Source organism: Lysinibacillus sp. FW12, assembly GCF_050817245.1.
GTDB lineage: Bacteria > Bacillota > Bacilli > Bacillales_A > Planococcaceae > Lysinibacillus > Lysinibacillus irui.
In genome coordinates, this window is sequence record NZ_CP139094.1 from 3,646,440 (window position 1) to 3,663,334 (window position 16,895).

At 39.2% G+C, this 16,895-nt stretch carries 13 protein-coding genes; all 13 read right to left on the reverse strand.

Annotated elements, in window-relative coordinates:
- Positions 1-117: 117 nt before the first annotated feature.
- The 13 genes from ftsY to SJW71_RS18965 all read right to left on the reverse strand — a co-directional run bounded on the left by ftsY (position 118) and on the right by SJW71_RS18965 (position 16,887).
- Positions 118-1,380, reverse strand: coding sequence for a signal recognition particle-docking protein FtsY (gene ftsY / locus SJW71_RS18905; RefSeq protein WP_431811341.1), 1,263 nt, complete (start codon positions 1,378-1,380; stop codon positions 118-120).
- On the reverse strand, positions 1,377-4,958 hold the full coding sequence (smc, locus tag SJW71_RS18910; protein ID WP_322611407.1) for a chromosome segregation protein SMC: 3,582 nt from the start codon (positions 4,956-4,958) through the stop codon (positions 1,377-1,379). Before smc ends, ftsY begins: the two co-directional genes overlap by 4 nt.
- A 3-nt stretch (positions 4,959-4,961) precedes the next feature.
- Complete coding sequence (rnc, locus tag SJW71_RS18915) at positions 4,962-5,726, reverse strand: ribonuclease III (protein ID WP_274795938.1); 765 nt, start codon at positions 5,724-5,726, stop codon at positions 4,962-4,964.
- A 327-nt stretch (positions 5,727-6,053) separates the two neighbouring features.
- A complete protein-coding gene (gene acpP, locus SJW71_RS18920; RefSeq protein ID WP_274795937.1) occupies positions 6,054-6,290 on the reverse strand; it encodes an acyl carrier protein in 237 nt (78 codons plus the stop codon).
- A 58-nt stretch (positions 6,291-6,348) separates the two neighbouring features.
- Positions 6,349-7,095 (reverse strand): 3-oxoacyl-[acyl-carrier-protein] reductase, encoded by a 747-nt coding sequence (fabG, locus tag SJW71_RS18925; protein WP_312505156.1) that lies wholly within the window; start codon positions 7,093-7,095, stop codon positions 6,349-6,351.
- Entirely contained in the window at positions 7,088-8,041 is a 954-nt protein-coding gene (gene fabD / locus SJW71_RS18930) for an ACP S-malonyltransferase (protein WP_313471106.1), read from the reverse strand. Before fabD ends, fabG begins: the two co-directional genes overlap by 8 nt.
- An 18-nt stretch (positions 8,042-8,059) precedes the next feature.
- Positions 8,060-9,052: a phosphate acyltransferase PlsX gene (plsX, locus tag SJW71_RS18935; RefSeq protein WP_274795934.1), complete on the reverse strand. Its 993-nt coding sequence runs from the start codon at positions 9,050-9,052 to the stop codon at positions 8,060-8,062.
- A gap of 2 nt (positions 9,053-9,054) precedes the next feature.
- Positions 9,055-9,627, reverse strand: a complete 573-nt coding sequence (gene fapR / locus SJW71_RS18940; RefSeq protein WP_274797277.1) for a transcription factor FapR — start codon at positions 9,625-9,627, stop codon at positions 9,055-9,057.
- 130 nt (positions 9,628-9,757) lie between these two features.
- On the reverse strand, positions 9,758-11,836 hold the full coding sequence (gene recG, locus SJW71_RS18945; RefSeq protein ID WP_322611406.1) for an ATP-dependent DNA helicase RecG: 2,079 nt from the start codon (positions 11,834-11,836) through the stop codon (positions 9,758-9,760).
- A gap of 124 nt (positions 11,837-11,960) precedes the next feature.
- The gene (locus tag SJW71_RS18950; protein ID WP_274795932.1) at positions 11,961-13,118 is read right to left on the reverse strand and encodes a M20 metallopeptidase family protein; all 1,158 of its coding nucleotides are present in this window, start codon (positions 13,116-13,118) and stop codon (positions 11,961-11,963) included.
- Between the two features lie 182 nt (positions 13,119-13,300).
- Entirely contained in the window at positions 13,301-14,209 is a 909-nt protein-coding gene (gene sdaAA, locus SJW71_RS18955; RefSeq protein ID WP_274795931.1) for an L-serine ammonia-lyase, iron-sulfur-dependent, subunit alpha, read from the reverse strand.
- A gap of 14 nt (positions 14,210-14,223) precedes the next feature.
- Positions 14,224-14,886 (reverse strand): L-serine ammonia-lyase, iron-sulfur-dependent subunit beta, encoded by a 663-nt coding sequence (gene sdaAB, locus SJW71_RS18960; protein WP_274795930.1) that lies wholly within the window; start codon positions 14,884-14,886, stop codon positions 14,224-14,226.
- 351 nt (positions 14,887-15,237) lie between these two features.
- Positions 15,238-16,887, reverse strand: coding sequence for a DAK2 domain-containing protein (locus SJW71_RS18965; RefSeq protein WP_274795929.1), 1,650 nt, complete (start codon positions 16,885-16,887; stop codon positions 15,238-15,240).
- Positions 16,888-16,895 lie beyond the last annotated feature (8 nt).

Below are 16,895 nucleotides of genomic sequence, written 5' to 3' on the forward strand. Positions count from 1 at the left end.
TAAAAGCCTAAATTGCCGCGTTCAGGCTTCTTCGCCTTTAGCTAGTATTTCTCTTTTAAACAAGTTAACTTACCTATACACAGTCGAGCGTTTTATAAAAATTACTCAGCCATATCGCTATTCATCATCACTATTTTGTAATTCTTTATCTAAACCATCTGCAAATAAACCATAAACATAGCGTTCTGCATCGAATGGCTGTAGATCATCCATTTTCTCACCAAGGCCAACAAATTTCACAGGAATGTGTAACTTGTTACGAATAGCAAGGACAATACCGCCCTTTGCAGTTCCATCAAGCTTTGTTAAGACAATACCGGTTACATTTGTTGCTTCTTTAAAAGTCTGTGCTTGAACAAGCGCATTTTGACCTGTTGTAGCATCTAATGCTAATAATACTTCATGTGGAGCGTTTGGAATTTCACGTGAAATAACACGATGTACCTTTTCTAGCTCATTCATTAAGTTCACTTTATTTTGCAAACGTCCTGCCGTATCACAAATTAACACATCGGCTTTTCTATTCTTTGCTGCACGAATGGCGTCATACATCACTGCCGCTGGGTCAGAGCCCTCAGATTGTTTAATAACTTCACAACCAACACGATCGCCCCACACTTGTAATTGATCAATAGCACCAGCACGGAACGTATCACCTGCAGCTAAAACAACCGTTTTCCCTTGAGATTTTAAACGGTGCGCTAGTTTACCAATCGTAGTCGTTTTCCCCACACCATTTACCCCAACAAATAGGATAACTGTCAATTCACCCTCTGGCTGCAAATTAAGCTCAATTAAATCTTGTTCGCCTTGCTCATAAATTTCTACAAGCTTCTCTGAAATAACTGACTGGATGCCATTCGTATCTTTAATATTTTTACGTTGAACTTCGAAACGTAGTTTATCCATAAGTTCCATAACCGTTTCAAAACCGACATCAGCTTGTAAAAGTAAATCCTCTAATTCTTCAAAGAAATCCTCATCTACTTTACGGTAACGAGCAACAAGGTCATTCACTTTGGAAGTAAAGGAATTACGCGTTTTTTCAAGACCAGCCTTGAATTTTTGTGTAATAGACCAAGCAGATGGCTTTTTTTCCTCTACCGGTGTGTCCTCAATTACCGCTAGCTCCCGTATTTCTGCCTGTTCTTCCTCTATTTCGAATGAGGGCTCTACTTCTGCTTCTTTCACCATTTCCATTGCTGGAGACTCTTCTACTTGTTCAGGCACTTCTACATCAACAGTCTCAATGGCAGCAGGTTCATTTGACTCCTCTAGCTCTGATTCAACAGATTCTTGCTCTTTGTCAACTGCTTCTAATTTTTCTTCCTCTGCTGGATTGCCCATTAATTTATCTTTTAATCGTTTAAAAAAACTCATGCTTGTTCGCTCCTTTGCTCCGCAAGTACGGGTTCATCTTCTAATTTTACTGAAACAAGTTTCGACACACCCGATTCTTGCATCGTAATACCATACAGGACATCGGCTCCCTCCATCGTACCTTTACGATGGGTAATGACAATGAATTGCGTATCGTTACTAAATTTCTTCAAATATTGGCTATAGCGCACAACATTTGCCTCGTCTAAAGCAGCCTCTACTTCATCGAGAATACAAAACGGTACAGGTCGTATATTCAAGATAGAGAATAATAGAGCGATTGCTGTTAGTGCTCGTTCACCACCAGATAGCAAGCTTAGATTTTGAAGTTTTTTACCTGGAGGCTGTGCCACAATATCAATACCTGTTTCCAATAAATTTTGTGGGTCAATTAATACTAAATCTGCTTGCCCGCCACCAAATAATTCACGGAAAACACGTTTGAATTGCTCTCGGATTGCATAGAACGTTTCGCTAAAACGCAATGTCATTTCTTCATCCATTTCTTTGATAGCTTCATGCAATGTTTCCTGTGCAGCAAGCAAATCTTCTCTTTGTTCAGTTAAGAAAGTATGACGCTCAAGCACTCGCTCATATTCCTCAATCGCACCTATATTAACAGGTCCAAGCTCTTCTATTGATTTTTTTAACAGTTTCACACGTCGTCGCACAAACTCTTCATCTTCAATTGCAAGAGCTTCATCTTCTGCCTCTTCGAATGTCAACTGATAGTTTTCTTCAAGTTGTTCTGTAAAATTGTCCATCTCATATTCTAAACGATTTCGTTTCAACTCGTTTGCACGTATCGCCTCAAGGTATCCTTTATGTATACGTTGCATTTCCTTCAGTTGTTCTTCTAAAGCAGAGAGTTCTTGTTGTTGCCCTACTTTCTCTTCTTTCTTTTGAGAAATAGTCTCTTGTAAGGCATCTCTTCTTGCTTTCCATGTAGCAACCTGTTCTTCAACCTCTTCATCACTTAAATGATTTGTCGATTCATCAGATTGAAGCCACATTATTTCCTGAGAAATATTTATGACTTTTTGTTGAGCTTTGTTTAATTGTAGGGCGAGTTCAGCAGTTGTAATTTGCACTTGAGACATTTGTTCCTGCATTACCGCTAATTCGGAGCGTTTTTCTGCTAGTTGCTCTCGTAATACATCTTTCTCTGTCTCACTTTGTAATTTAACTTTACTCAATTGTTCTACAGTTTCATTGATTTCAACAAGCTCTAGAGCTAACGCATTTAACCTCTCCACAGCTACTTGTTTTTGAGTTAATAAAGCTTCTTCTCGTGTTTTTACATCCTGTGTCTCGGTTGATGCAAAAGATACTCTAGCCGATAAGCTTTTTTCAACAACCTCTAGCTCACGAATACGGCTAGCCAATTGCATTTCATCGTTTCGTAGCTGCTCTCCGTCAAGCTTTAACTGTTCCACTTGCTCGCGAAGAGTGGCAAGCTTCTCTTTTTCTTCTGAAACTGCCTGTTCGGCACTGTAAATAGAAGCTTGTAAAGACTCTAACTTGAGGATTAAGCCCTCTAACTCGGCTTTTCTTGAAAACAATGAAGATTGTTGTTTTAGAGCACCACCCGTTAACGATCCCCCTGCATTGACAATATCTCCATCAAGTGTAACAACGCGATAGCGGAAACCACATAATCGAGCTATTTGACTCGCACCTTCAAGATTGGCCGCTACAATAACATTCCCTAAAAGGTTTTCAACAATTGTTCGATTATCATCACTAAAAGTAACGAGCGCATCCGCCATTTGAATAAATGCTGGGTGCTCTATAGCAAGTTGGATCGTTGCTAGATTAATTTTGCGTGATTTCATGACAGTTTTCGGTAAGAAGGTAGCACGTCCAGCTCTCTTTTGCTTTAGCCAGTGGATAGCTTGTTGTGCATGGCGTTCATTGACCGTAACAATATGTTGGGAAGCAGCACCTAAAGCTGTTTCTATAGCTTGTGAATATTTACCATCAACTTGAATTAACTCAGCTACAGCTCCCTCAATACCTTGTAATTCACCTTTATCTCGAGCAAGTAAAACTTCTTTAACACCTTGGAAGAATCCAGAAAAATCCGCTTCAAGCTCTGCTAAAGTATCTTTTCTAGCCTTTAATTGCTGTTGGTGCTGGTAAGCTTTATATAGCATGTCCTGCTTTTCAGTAAAGGTTGTGTTTACGTTTTTTAACTGTATTTGTAATGTTTCGTATTGTTCAAGCTTATCTTGCAAGTCATTCGTTGTAGCAGTATGTTCCGCTACTAGCTTATTTTTTTCAGCAACAATTTGCATAAGTTCCTGTCCAAATTCATCCGTTTGATCGGACATTCTTGCTGCCATTGCCTTTTGCTGAGCTAATTGTTGATCGATATTTTTTAATTCGTTCTTAATCGTTGCTTCTTCATTCAATGAATCAATATATCTATTTTTTTGCTCTTCAATTTCTTGCTCTATTTCCGTAACTGATCGATTTAAAGATTGTTCTAACTGCTTGATGCTTTGTTTCAGCACTGTGACTGCTCGCTGTTTGTCGGAGAAAACTTCTTTTTTCTCCTGTTCTTGAACAAGCAATATCTCTACTTCTTCTTTAGCCTCTTGTAATGTCGTATTCAGCTGCTGCAGTTGATTAGAAGCATTTTGTCGCTTTTCAGCCATCAGTGCTTTACGACCATCCCAACGTTCTACTTCCATTGTGGCATTGACAAGATCAGCCTGTGAAGCATCCAAATAATCATCGAGTTCTTTTAATAACTTACGAATATTGGTTGTCTGTTTATCAATAGTAGCAATATCTTGAGCTTGTTTTTGCTCTGTTGCAGTCAAATCGGTAAATTCAGCTTTTAGCGCATGCAAAGATTGTGCACAATTTTTAAAATCATGCACAAGAATGGCAATATCAAAATCTTTTAGCTCAGTAGACATTTGTACATAGTCTCTTGCACTAGATGCCTGCATTTCTAACGGCTCTAATCGGTTGTCTAATTCATGGAGAATATCTAATACCCGATACAAATTTTCATCTGTCTCAACAAGCTTATGCTCCGCTTTTTTCTTTCTTATTTTATACTTTAATACGCCAGCTGCCTCTTCAAAAATGGAACGTCGGTCATCGGGTCGGCTATTTAAAATTTCATCAACACGGCCTTGAGAAATGATTGAAAATGCTTCTTTTCCAAGACCTGAATCCATAAACAAGTCCGTAATATCCTTCAGGCGACACTGTTGGTTATTTAATAAATATTCACTATCACCTGAACGGTATACGCGTCTTGTTACACTGACTTCTGTATAGGAAAAAGCAAGTTGCTCGTCAGTATTATCTAATATAAGAGTTACCTCTGCAAAATTGAGTGGCTTACGAGAGTCACTTCCCGCAAAAATAACATCTTCCATCTTTGCCCCACGTAACGACTTTGCAGATTGCTCCCCAAGAACCCAACGAATCGCATCCGTGACATTACTTTTTCCGCTGCCATTTGGTCCAACAACCGCTGTAACACCGGGAACAAAATCAATTCCAATGCGTTCCGCAAAAGATTTAAAGCCAATCACTTCTAGTCGTTTAAGGAACATCTATTAAGCCTCCTCATTTGCAGCTTCTTCACGCATCACTCGCATTGCACATTGTGCAGCTTGCTGCTCGGCTTCTTTTTTTGATTTTCCACGACCAATACCAAGCTCTTGTCCGTTCAATAATACGCTTGATACAAAGGTACGATTATGTGCCGGCCCTTTTTCATCTATAATCTCATAATGAAGAAGTCCATTATTGGTTTGCTGTACCATTTCTTGCAATTGACTTTTAAAATCCATCACATGCGAAAAAGCACCGACTTCTACTTTTGGGAACACGATACGTTCTAAAAATGATACGACCGTTTGTAAATCTTGATCTAAATATAAGGCACCTACAAATGACTCAAACACATCTGCAAGTAGCGCTGGGCGTTCCCGACCACCTGTTAATTCCTCACCTTTTCCTAGTAAAACAAAGCGTCCAAAGCCTAACTCATTAGCAAAAATAACTAGTGATGGCTCACAAACAATGGATGCTCTTAACTTTGTTAACTCACCCTCGCTCATATTTGGGTATTTCTCAAAAAGATATTTAGAAACAGACAGTTCAAGTACTGCGTCTCCTAAAAATTCAAGACGCTCATTATCCGTAAATAGTTTACGGCGATGCTCATTCACATAAGATGAATGCGTGAATGCTTGATACAATAAATTTTTATTAATAAATGTGATATTTAATTCATGCTGTAACAGCTCGAATTGGTTGCGTACTTTTTCAGGAAGTACGCCAGATTTCTGCATAGTTCCTTTTCTTTTCATAGCCATTGAACAAATCTGCCTTCCTAATAGTTTCTACCGTTTTAGTGTACCTTTTTCAAGGCATTTATGCAAAAGTATTTCGGCTTAAACACAATGTTTTGGAAATTTTTCCGAAAATTGATGCAAACCTTTGGCGGAATTCATTTTCTAAATGCAAAAAGGGACATCAATAGATCGAAAAATGATCTATCTTGTCCCCTTTAAATACATCTTCGTTAATTGAATCTGCTTCTTATCAAGTAATAGCAGAAAAACAATTTCTACTTTATATCATTCGATAATCATCACACCATTGGAGGGGATACATCACCGCTAAATAAAGTACTAACGAAATTAGCCAATTTTACTTTCGATGTATGAAATTGCAGAACCTACTGTTGAGATTTTTTCAGCATCTTCATCAGAAATTTCCATATCGAATTCGTCTTCAAGCTCCATTACAAGCTCAACTACGTCTAATGAGTCAGCACCTAAATCATCACGGAAAGAAGCTTCAAGTGTTACTTCGCTTTCTTCAACACCTAAACGGTCCACGATTACTTTTGTTACACGTTCTAATACTGTAGACAAATGATTCACCTCCCCTCAAATGATTATACAAAAAATCAGCGTTTATGCCTAATTGAAATTACATGACCATTCCACCATCGATGTGAAGTGTTTGCCCTGTCATATAGTTTGCATCCTCTGAAGCAAGGAAAGCTACTGCCTTAGCAATATCCTCTGGCTGACCAAGTTTTGCAAGTGGAATCTGTGTCAGCATACCTTGTTTAATATCCTCTGGTAGTTGTTCCGTCATTTCTGTTTCGATAAAGCCTGGTGCAATGGCATTCACTAAAATATTACGAGAAGCTAATTCCTTAGCAGTCGTTTTTGTTAATCCAATAACACCCGCTTTAGCCGCAACATAGTTCGCTTGACCAGCATTACCCGCTACACCAACGATCGAAGAAATATTAATAATGCGACCTGCACGTTGCTTCATCATTTGACGTGTTACAGCTTTCGTACAAAGGAAAACACCTTTAAGGTTCGTATCTAATACATCGTCCCATTCGTCTTCTTTCATACGCATTAATAAATTATCTCTTGTAATACCAGCATTATTCACTAAGATATCGAGAGAACCGAAAGTTTTCACTGCTGCATCCATTAAAGCTGTTACTTCTTCTGTCTTTGAAACGCTTGCTTGTACAGCAATTGCTTCTCCACCGTTTTCTTGGATTATCCCAACGACTTCTTCCGCTTTTGCCTGTGAGCCACTATAGTTTACAACAACCTTAGCTCCTTCGTCAGCAAGCTTTAAAGCAATAGCACGCCCAATTCCTCTTGAAGCTCCTGTTACAACAGCTACTTTTCCTTCTAATTTACGCATTGATTGACCACTCCTTCGACGCTTCAATAACTGCTTCTAATGATGCCTCATCATAAACACAATATGCTGCAACAGAGCGGTCGATTTTTTTCAAGAGACCGCTTAACACCTTACCAGGTCCGCATTCGATAAAGACATCCACTCCTTGTGCAATCATCTCACGCATAGATGCTTCCCATTGAACAGCACTATAGACCTGCTCAACCAACTCTTGTTGGATAGCTGATACATCCTTTAATTCCTTCGCCATAACGTTGCCAATGACAGGAATTTCAGGCGCTGATAAAGTAATCTCAGCCAATGCAGCTTTTAGTTTCTCTGAGGATGGTCGCATTAATTCTGAATGGAAAGGACCACTTACAACTAATGGTATCGCTCTCTTTGCCCCTGCTTCTTTCGCAGCAATAATCGCTTTATCGACACCCTCTTTTGTACCCGAAATAACAATTTGTCCTGGACAATTCACATTGGCAACCTGAACAGCATCACCTGAAGCTGAAACCTGTTCTGTTACTGCGTTTAATGCCTCTAGTTCCATCCCTAGAATCGCCGCCATTGCACCCTGCCCTGCAGGGACCGCTTCATTCATATACAGACCTCGTTTGTGCACGATTGACACGGCATCATCAAATGACATAACGCCTGCTAAAACCAATGCACCATATTCACCTAATGAATGACCCGCAGCGTAGTGAGGATGAATGCCTGCTGTACGCAATTTTTCAGCTACCATTACACCTGTAGTAAGAAGAGCTGGCTGCGCATGATATGTTAGTGTTAATTCTTCTGCTGGACCTTCTAACATTAACTTAGATAATTCAAATTCAAGAGCTTGATCGGCACGATCGTAAAACGCTTTACTCTCTGCTGCGTTTTCAACAAACTCTTGACCCATTCCTACTACTTGTGAACCTTGTCCTGGAAAAATAAATGCTATTTTCGTCATTTGAATGATCCCCTTTATTTAATCAATTTCTAAGTGACGTACTGTCTCAGTAATCGTCGAAATAACAGTATGCTCTACCATCGTATTAGCTTGACGGATTGCACTGAAAATCGCTTTTGCGTTAGATGAACCATGTGCTTTGATAACAGGCGCTTGTAAACCAAACAATCCTGCACCACCATATTCTGTATAGTCCATTTTATTTTTCAAGTCACGTAAATTATTTTTCATGAGTGCTGCTGAAATTTTCGTTTTTGTTGAAGACATAAAAGCTTCTTTTAACATAGAAAATAAAGCGCCTGCTGTCCCTTCAATCGACTTCAGCACCATATTGCCTGTAAAGCCATCTGTTACAACAACATCTGCTACTCCTTCAAGTAAATCACGTGCTTCAACATTACCAATAAAATTCAAATCAGCTTCCTTCAATAATTCGAAGGCTGCTTTTGTTAGCTCATTTCCTTTTTTATCCTCGGTACCGATATTTAATAAGCCAATTCGTGGTTTTTGTAAGCCTCCAACCTTTTTAGCATAAATATCACCCATAATAGCATATTGCACTAAATGCTCTGGGCGCGCATCGGCATTTGCCCCTAAGTCAAGCATTAAAAAGCCTTTGCCATCCAATGTTGGTAGTGTTGTAGCTAAGGCTGGTCGGGCAATCCCTTCAATACGACCTACTTTAAATAGGCCTCCTGCCATAAGGGCACCTGTATTCCCTGCAGAAAGGCAAGCATCTGCCCTACCTTCTTCTACTGCGTCCATCATACGAGCCATTGAAGAATCCTTTTTTCTACGAACAGCGCGTGCAGGATCGTCAGTTCCTTCCACTACTTCCTCACAATGCACAATCGTCAAGCGATCATGTTGCTTTAAAAATGGTTCCAGCTTATCTTGTTGACCATACAATTGAATTTCTAAGTTCGGAATTTGTTCTAAAGCTAAGAGTGCACCTTCCACAACTGATTTTGGTGCGTTGTCTCCACCCATTCCATCAAGCGCTAATTTCATTGTTACTCACCTTTACCTTTCGTGCGGTACATATCAAATTCACCAACAAAAACGGTTTCACCATTAACGGTAGATGTTACCTCGACTTTTGTCCGATTATTTTGATTATCTCGACCGATAACAATCGCCTTTGTAATAACACGATTTCCAGCTCGTACAGGTTTCACAAACGTAATATTGGAATGTACGGTTAATGCTAGTTCGTCATCAATTACTGCAACCGCTAATGAGTTTGCTTGTGCAAACAAATGATGGCCACGCGCGATGCCATTACGCTGAAAAACATGCTCTTCTTGCACATCAAAAATCGATAGTGCTCGATTATCCAATTCAATATCTACAATTTCTCCGATGACCTCATCAATCGGTAGAGATTTTACTTCGTTTTCATAGTTTTTTGCAGCAACGTCTTTAATTCGTTCTCGTAATTCTGGTATGGATAATTCCATACGATCTAAACGAATTGTTTGGACACTTACCTGAAACTGTGTTGCTAGCTGTTCATCTGTGACGAATGGATTTTCAGCTATCGTTTCAGATAGTAGTCGCTGTCGCTCTTTTTTCGTTCGTCTCAACATCATTCGCCACCTTTTGAGTTGTTATTAGCACTTGGTACTAATATCAGTATATAGAGTATAAAAAAAGAATGCAAGACTTGTTTTGCATTCAAGTCTTGCATTCTCCCCGCTCAAACAAGCTTTTAACTTAATCGAAGCGCTCACCTTGTAGAACACCAGATTCTTCTAACATTTTACGTAAATTTTGATAAATGTCATCATGCCAAAACGCTTCTGTGTCAAGCATCTCTGTTGCATCCTTTCTAGCCGTCTCAAGAATACGATAATCATGTACTAAATCCGCTACTTTAAAATCTGGTAAACCACTTTGCTTACGTCCAAAGAAATCTCCTGGTCCCCTCAATTCTAAATCTTTTTCTGCTAATCGGAAACCATCATTCGTTTCCGTCATTGATTGCATTCTCTCTTTCCCCTCATCAGACTTTGGATCAGCCAGTAAAATACAGTATGATTGATGCTCTCCTCGTCCGACACGGCCGCGGAGCTGATGCAGCTGTGCCAATCCAAAGCGTTCAGCATCATAGACAATCATAAAGGTAGCATTTGGTACATTAACCCCTACTTCAACAACTGTTGTCGAAACTAAAACCTGAATAGACCCTTCACTAAAAGCACGCATAACAGCATCTTTCTCATCTGCTGATAAGCGTCCGTGCATTAAACCAACCTGGAAACGATCTTTAAAATATGTCGCCAGCTGCTCGTAAATTTCCACAGCATTTTGAACATCGAGTTTATCGGATTCTTCAATAAGTGGACAAATAGCATAGGCTTGTCTTCCAGCCGCTAGCTCCAGTTCTAGCTTTGACATAACAGAGCCAAATTGCTCTTTCTTCATCCAATGGGTTTCAATTTGCTTTCGTCCTGCTGGCATTTCATCGATCATAGATACATCCATTTCCCCAAATGCGGTAATGGCAAGCGTTCTTGGTATCGGTGTCGCTGTCATAAAAAGGACATCTGGATTTTCCCCCTTATCACGTAAAATACGACGTTGCTCTACACCAAAGCGATGCTGTTCATCCGTGATAACAAAGCCTAACTTTTGAAAAACAACATCCGGTTGGATCAATGCATGTGTACCAATGACAATGTCAAGATTGCCATTTGCCAAATCCTCTAAAATGCTACGTCGCTCCTTTGCTTTAGTCGATCCAGATAATAAGGCAACACGAACCCCAAAAGGTTCAAACCATACTTTCAGGTTCTCCAAGTGTTGTTCTGCTAAAATTTCTGTCGGTGCCATTAATGCTCCTTGAAAGCCTGCTGTTACGGCTGCATACAATCCTATTGCTGCAACAACTGTTTTTCCTGAACCTACGTCCCCTTGCAGCAAGCGATTCATTCGATGCGGTTCTTTCAAATCTTTACAAATTTCATTGACAACACGTTTTTGAGCATTTGTTAATTCATATGGTAAAGAGGCAATAAATTCGCGTAGCCTGTGTACATCGAATTGAATGACTGTACCATGTTCGCTTTCTTTCCGTATTTTACGTAATGCTTGAATACGCAATTGGAAGTTTAATAGTTCTTCATAGGCAAAGCGTCTTCTTGCTTGCTTGGCATGATCAGCATCAAGTGGAAAATGAATACCTTCTAAGCCCTCGCGTATTGGAACAAGCTTATAGGATTCTTGTAAATAATGCGGAATTGCATCTGGTAGCTCTGCACCAAAGTCATCTAACACTTGTCTCATATATTTTCTAAATCTTTTTTGTGGTATTAAACCTTTAAGACTATAGACAGGTTCAAAGTCAACTTGATCTGTTTTAGGGCCAAATGTGACAGATGTCCCATTGATTACTTGTCTACCACGATCCCATTTGCCAGTCACTGTAATAATGGAGCCCGGTACTAGTTTTTGCTTTAAATAGCCCTGATTAAAAAATACGACTTTCACTAAGTGACGGCCTGCTAAAACCGTGACCTGAAGTCTTGATTTATTGCGACCTAAAAATAGAATCGTAGGCTCTCGTTCTACCTTACATTCCACTGTAACACGTTCGTTATGTGGTGTTTGCGCTAAATCTTTTAGACGAAAATCCTCATGTCGATGTGGGAACGTCCATAATAAATCAGCAATTGTATCAATGCCTAATGATTCAAGATGTGCTGCCGTTTCTTTCCCGATGCCTTTTAATTCTGTGACGGAACTAGATAATTCAGTCATCCTATCCCACAACTCCCTTCTTTGATTCTTCATCCTTTTGTGTATGTAACCAAACATGTCTATATCTAATTTACCATAATTTCATTGTTTACTCCTTATCGTAAACATGAGAAGCAAAAACCCTACCAAAGGATGATAGGGTTATGCATGGATATGTTCATAAACATTTGTATTGCATAATGATACCAATAAAAAGTTTAATGGCGTCAGGGAATACATCTTCATCTAAGTCGAATCTTGGATGATGATGTGGATATTGGCTTTTTTCACCACCCATCCCTACAAAAACGAATGCACCAGGCTTATGTTTTAAATAATAAGAAAAATCTTCTCCACCCATTACAGGTTCTACTAGCTCAAATACATCCTCACCAAATTGTTCACGAACGACAGATTCTACAATTTGAGAATGGTGTTGATCATTAATAAGTGGTGGGGTACCTATAATAAAATTAATGTGTCCTTCCGCTCCAAATGCCTGGCAAATACCTTTTGTTACACTTGCCATCTTCAATTGAATAGTATTTACTGTTTCCGGTGTTAATGCCCTAATCGTCCCTATTAATTTCGCAGTATCTGGAATAATATTATACGTTGTTCCCGCTTGAATACTACCTACAGTAATAACGCCTGCCTCAACAGGATTTAAATTTCGACTAATAATACTTTGAAAGGATTGCATTAAATGGCTTGCAATGTATATCGGATCAATCGTTTCATGTGGCATTGATCCATGTCCACCACGACCTTGAATTTCAATTTCAAAATCATCGACGGAGGCCATCATAGGTCCATGTGTTAGTCCTATTTTCCCCTTCTCTAGGCCTTGCCATAAATGTAGACCATAAATAGCATCGACACCATCAAGAACACCATTTTGAATTAACTGATCTGCTCCACTTGGTGTAATTTCCTCTGCCGATTGAAAAATAAGCATAATGTTCGGCTCACATTTTTCCTTATTCATGGCGATCCATTCTGCAACTGCTAATAAAATAGCGGTATGGCCATCATGTCCACACATATGTGCCACACCCGGCTTTTGAGAGATATATGGCTTTTCACCCTCTTCAACTATTGGCAATGCATCGATATCTGCTCGCAAGGCAATTGTCTTCGTACCTTTTGTCCCTTTAATCATAGCCACTACACTAGGAGGAGCAAATTCTACTATTTCTATTTGAAGATGCTCTAATCTTTTACGTATAAATTGACTTGTTTCAAATTCCTGACCAGAAAGCTCTGGATTTTGATGAAGATAACGTCGATCTTCAATTGCTTGCTCTGTTAAAGATTGTAAATTAGTTATTTCCACTAAAAAAACTCCTTTAAATTACCTTAAGAGTCCCTACTAAGGAATTCAGCTGGTAGGAAAATATTTAACATCATGTGTACCCTATGACACATCCAAATTACGTTATTTAATTATACTAAAATCATTCATAATAAAGGCAACATAAAAACATGCTATCTTTTTAGATAGCATGTTTCTCTAGTTTATTGAAGAGCTTTAATACTTTGTAAACCACCATTTTCAAGAATAGCTTTACTTATCGCCTTACCTGTTGGTGTTGCTGCAAGACCGCCTCGTGCCGTCTCTTTAAGGTTTGGACTCATCGATTGTCCAATACGATACATAGCACCAATTACTTCATCACATGGGATGCGGCTTGTTACTCCTGCAAGCGCCATATCTGCTGCTACAAGTGAATTAGAGGCACCCATAGCATTTCGTTTTACACACGGTACTTCAACTAGACCTGCTACTGGATCACAAACAAGTCCCAACATATTTTTTAACGTAATAGCAAACGCTTCCGCACATTGTTGCGGTGTACCTCCAGCCATTTCAACAATGGCAGCAGCAGCCATACCAGCAGCTGAACCCACCTCAGCTTGGCAGCCTCCAGCAGCACCTGAAATGGAAGCATTGTTCGCCACAACAAAACCAAAAGCTCCAGACGTAAATAAATAACGAATCATTTGCTCACGAGTAGGATTGAGTTTATTTTTTACTGCAAAAAGTGTCCCTGGCACCACACCAGCAGATCCTGCAGTCGGTGTAGCACATATTGTTCCCATTGCGGCATTCACTTCATTTGTTGCAACCGCTTTACTTACTGCGTCTAATAATAAATCACCTGATAGTGATTTCCCTTCCGCAATATAATTTTGCAGCAATACGGCGTCCCCACCAGTTAAACCTGTTACTGATTGCACACCTTGTAATCCGCGTTCAATTGCTTCTTCCATAACTGTTAGATTTCGATCCATCTGTTGGATGATTTCTTCTCGAGTTCTACCAGTTATTAAAATTTCCTGTTCAATCATAATTTCTGATATTAATTTTCCTTCTTGCTCTGCTCGTTCCACAAGCTCACGAACATTATGAAATAAAACGTCCATTATGGGACACCTCCTTAGTTATTAATCTTAGATACTTTTGTAATATATGGAATTAGGGATATTTGCTGTAGCACTTTATCCTCAATGTTTTGGTCAACTTCTATCACCATTAGAGCCGTTAAACCACGCTCTATTCGTGAAACCTCCATATGCCCAATATTGACTTCATGCATAGCTAAACAATTTGCTACATTGGCGATACAGCCAGCACGGTCATCATGTACAACAAGAATAGCAGGCATACCACCTGTCAAACGAAGCTTAAAGCCATTAACTTCACTAACTTCTATTTTACCGCCACCAATAGAAATTCCGACAACAGACATTTCTCCATCATCGTCTCCAATGACAAGTCGTGCCGTATTCGGATGTTCTGTATTAGCCGTTTCTGGAATAAATTCATATTCTAAACCTGCTTTTTTCGCATCTGCAAACGCCGTTTTAATACGATCATCAAATGTATCGTAATTTAACAAGCCTCCCACTATTGCAACATCTGTACCGTGCCCTCTATACGTTTCTGCAAATGATCCATATAAATGAATTTTCGCCCATTTCGGTTGTCTACCAAATAAATCTCTTGCAACACGCCCGATGCGAGCTGCACCTGCCGTATGAGAGGAGGAAGGCCCAATCATTACTGGTCCAATAATATCAAATACTGAAGTAAACTTCATACAAACACCCCTCTATTCTATTTATATAATAATATTTATTTTTACTTATATCATGCTTGATAATTACTATAAAAGTAAAGCATTTAATTTATCAACTATCAGAAAATTACCACTACTATAATTTATAGCCAATTATTAGGCCACTTTTTTGTCCGTACCATAGATACACATCAATCAAACAGTTGGTATCCCAACATTTCCATATTTTATATCCTGTGGATACGTACAGTGAACTATCCATAGTTAGTACGTTTTTAATTAATTTTATACACCATTCTCTTTGTAGCATAAACAAAAGCAGTACACGTTTTGTGCACTGCTTTCTTTACGATTTAGCAAAGTAGCGTGTAATTATTCTACTGAAATAATATATGGATATAATCCTTGTTTTCCATCAAATAATTCAACTTCTACATCTGGATAGTTCTCTTCGATGAAAGATACTAGCTCAGAAGCAGCTTCTTCGGTTGTATCCTCACCATAGATTACCGTGACAATTTCAGCATCCTCATCGACTAAATCAGTGATTACTTTTTCAGCCGCATCCTTTAATGCTGGTGTAGAAAGGACAATTTTCCCTTCTGCTAATGCCATGAAATCATCTTTGTGGATTTCAACACCATCGATAGACGTATCACGAACTGCATAAGTTACTTGGCCAGTCTTAACGTTCGCAAAAGCTTCCGTCATTGTCTTTTTATTTGCATCAACAGCCGCTTCTGGGTTAAATGCTAAAATAGCCGCCATCCCTTGAGGAATTGTCTTCGTAGGAACAACTGCAGCATCTATATCTAATAGCTCAACTGCTTGCTCTGCTGCCATCACTATATTTTTATTATTAGGTAAGATTAATACTTTTTCTGCACCGATTTCTTGTACAGCTTTGACGATATCTTCAGTTGAAGGATTCATTGTTTGACCACCTTCGATGACATAGGAAGCACCGATAGAGCGCAATAAATCCGCAACACCCTCACCCATAGCAATCGTTACAATGGCATATGGATGTTTATCTACTTTTTTTGCAGTCGTTGGTGCTTTATGCTCCTCACCAACAATAGCTGAATGCTGCTCGCGCATATTATCAACTTTTATTTTTATAAGACTACCGTATTTTTGTCCAATTGATAGAACTGAACCCGGTTGCTCAGAATGGATATGGACCTTCGCAATTTCTTCATCAGAAATAACGAGTAATGAGTCACCTAAAGGATTTAATTCATTACGGAATTGCTCTTCATTAAAAGGTTCTTTCCCATCTTCTAAACGCACCATGATTTCTGTACAATAGCCAAATTCAATATCTTCGGTGTTCATGAAATCTTGAGCTCTATGATGCTCGGCGTTGATTAAATCATCTAGCGTTGCATCGTTCTTCTCCGGAAGAGGCTCACCCTTCAAGGAAGCTAAAAACCCTTCATAGACAAATAGCAAGCCTTGGCCACCGCTATCCACTACACCGACCTCTTTTAAAACAGGTAGTAATTCAGGTGTGCGATCTAATGATGCCTTTGCTTCTGCTGTAAAAGCTTCCATTACGGCAATGATATCGGTTTCAGTTTCTGCCACTTCAACACCTTTTTTTGCCGCTTCACGTGCAACAGTTAAAATAGTTCCTTCTACAGGTTTCATAACAGCTTTATATGCTGTGTCTACTCCTGCTTGAAAAGCTCCAGCAAAACCCTTTGCGTCTATAGTTGCTTCTTTTTCAATAAATTTCCCAAATCCACGGAATAATTGAGATAGAATAACACCTGAATTTCCACGGGCACCCATTAATAACCCTTTTGATAGCGCCTGTGCTGTTTTACCAATATGCTCTGAAGCTGCATGTTCTGTTTCTTTTGCGCCAGATGTCATCGATAAGTTCATATTTGTCCCTGTGTCACCATCTGGTACTGGGAAAACATTTAATGAATCTACATAATTTGCATTTTGGTAAAGGTGATGCGCACCCATTTGTACCATTTCAGCAAACTTTATACCGTCTAAAGACTGCATTCGATTTA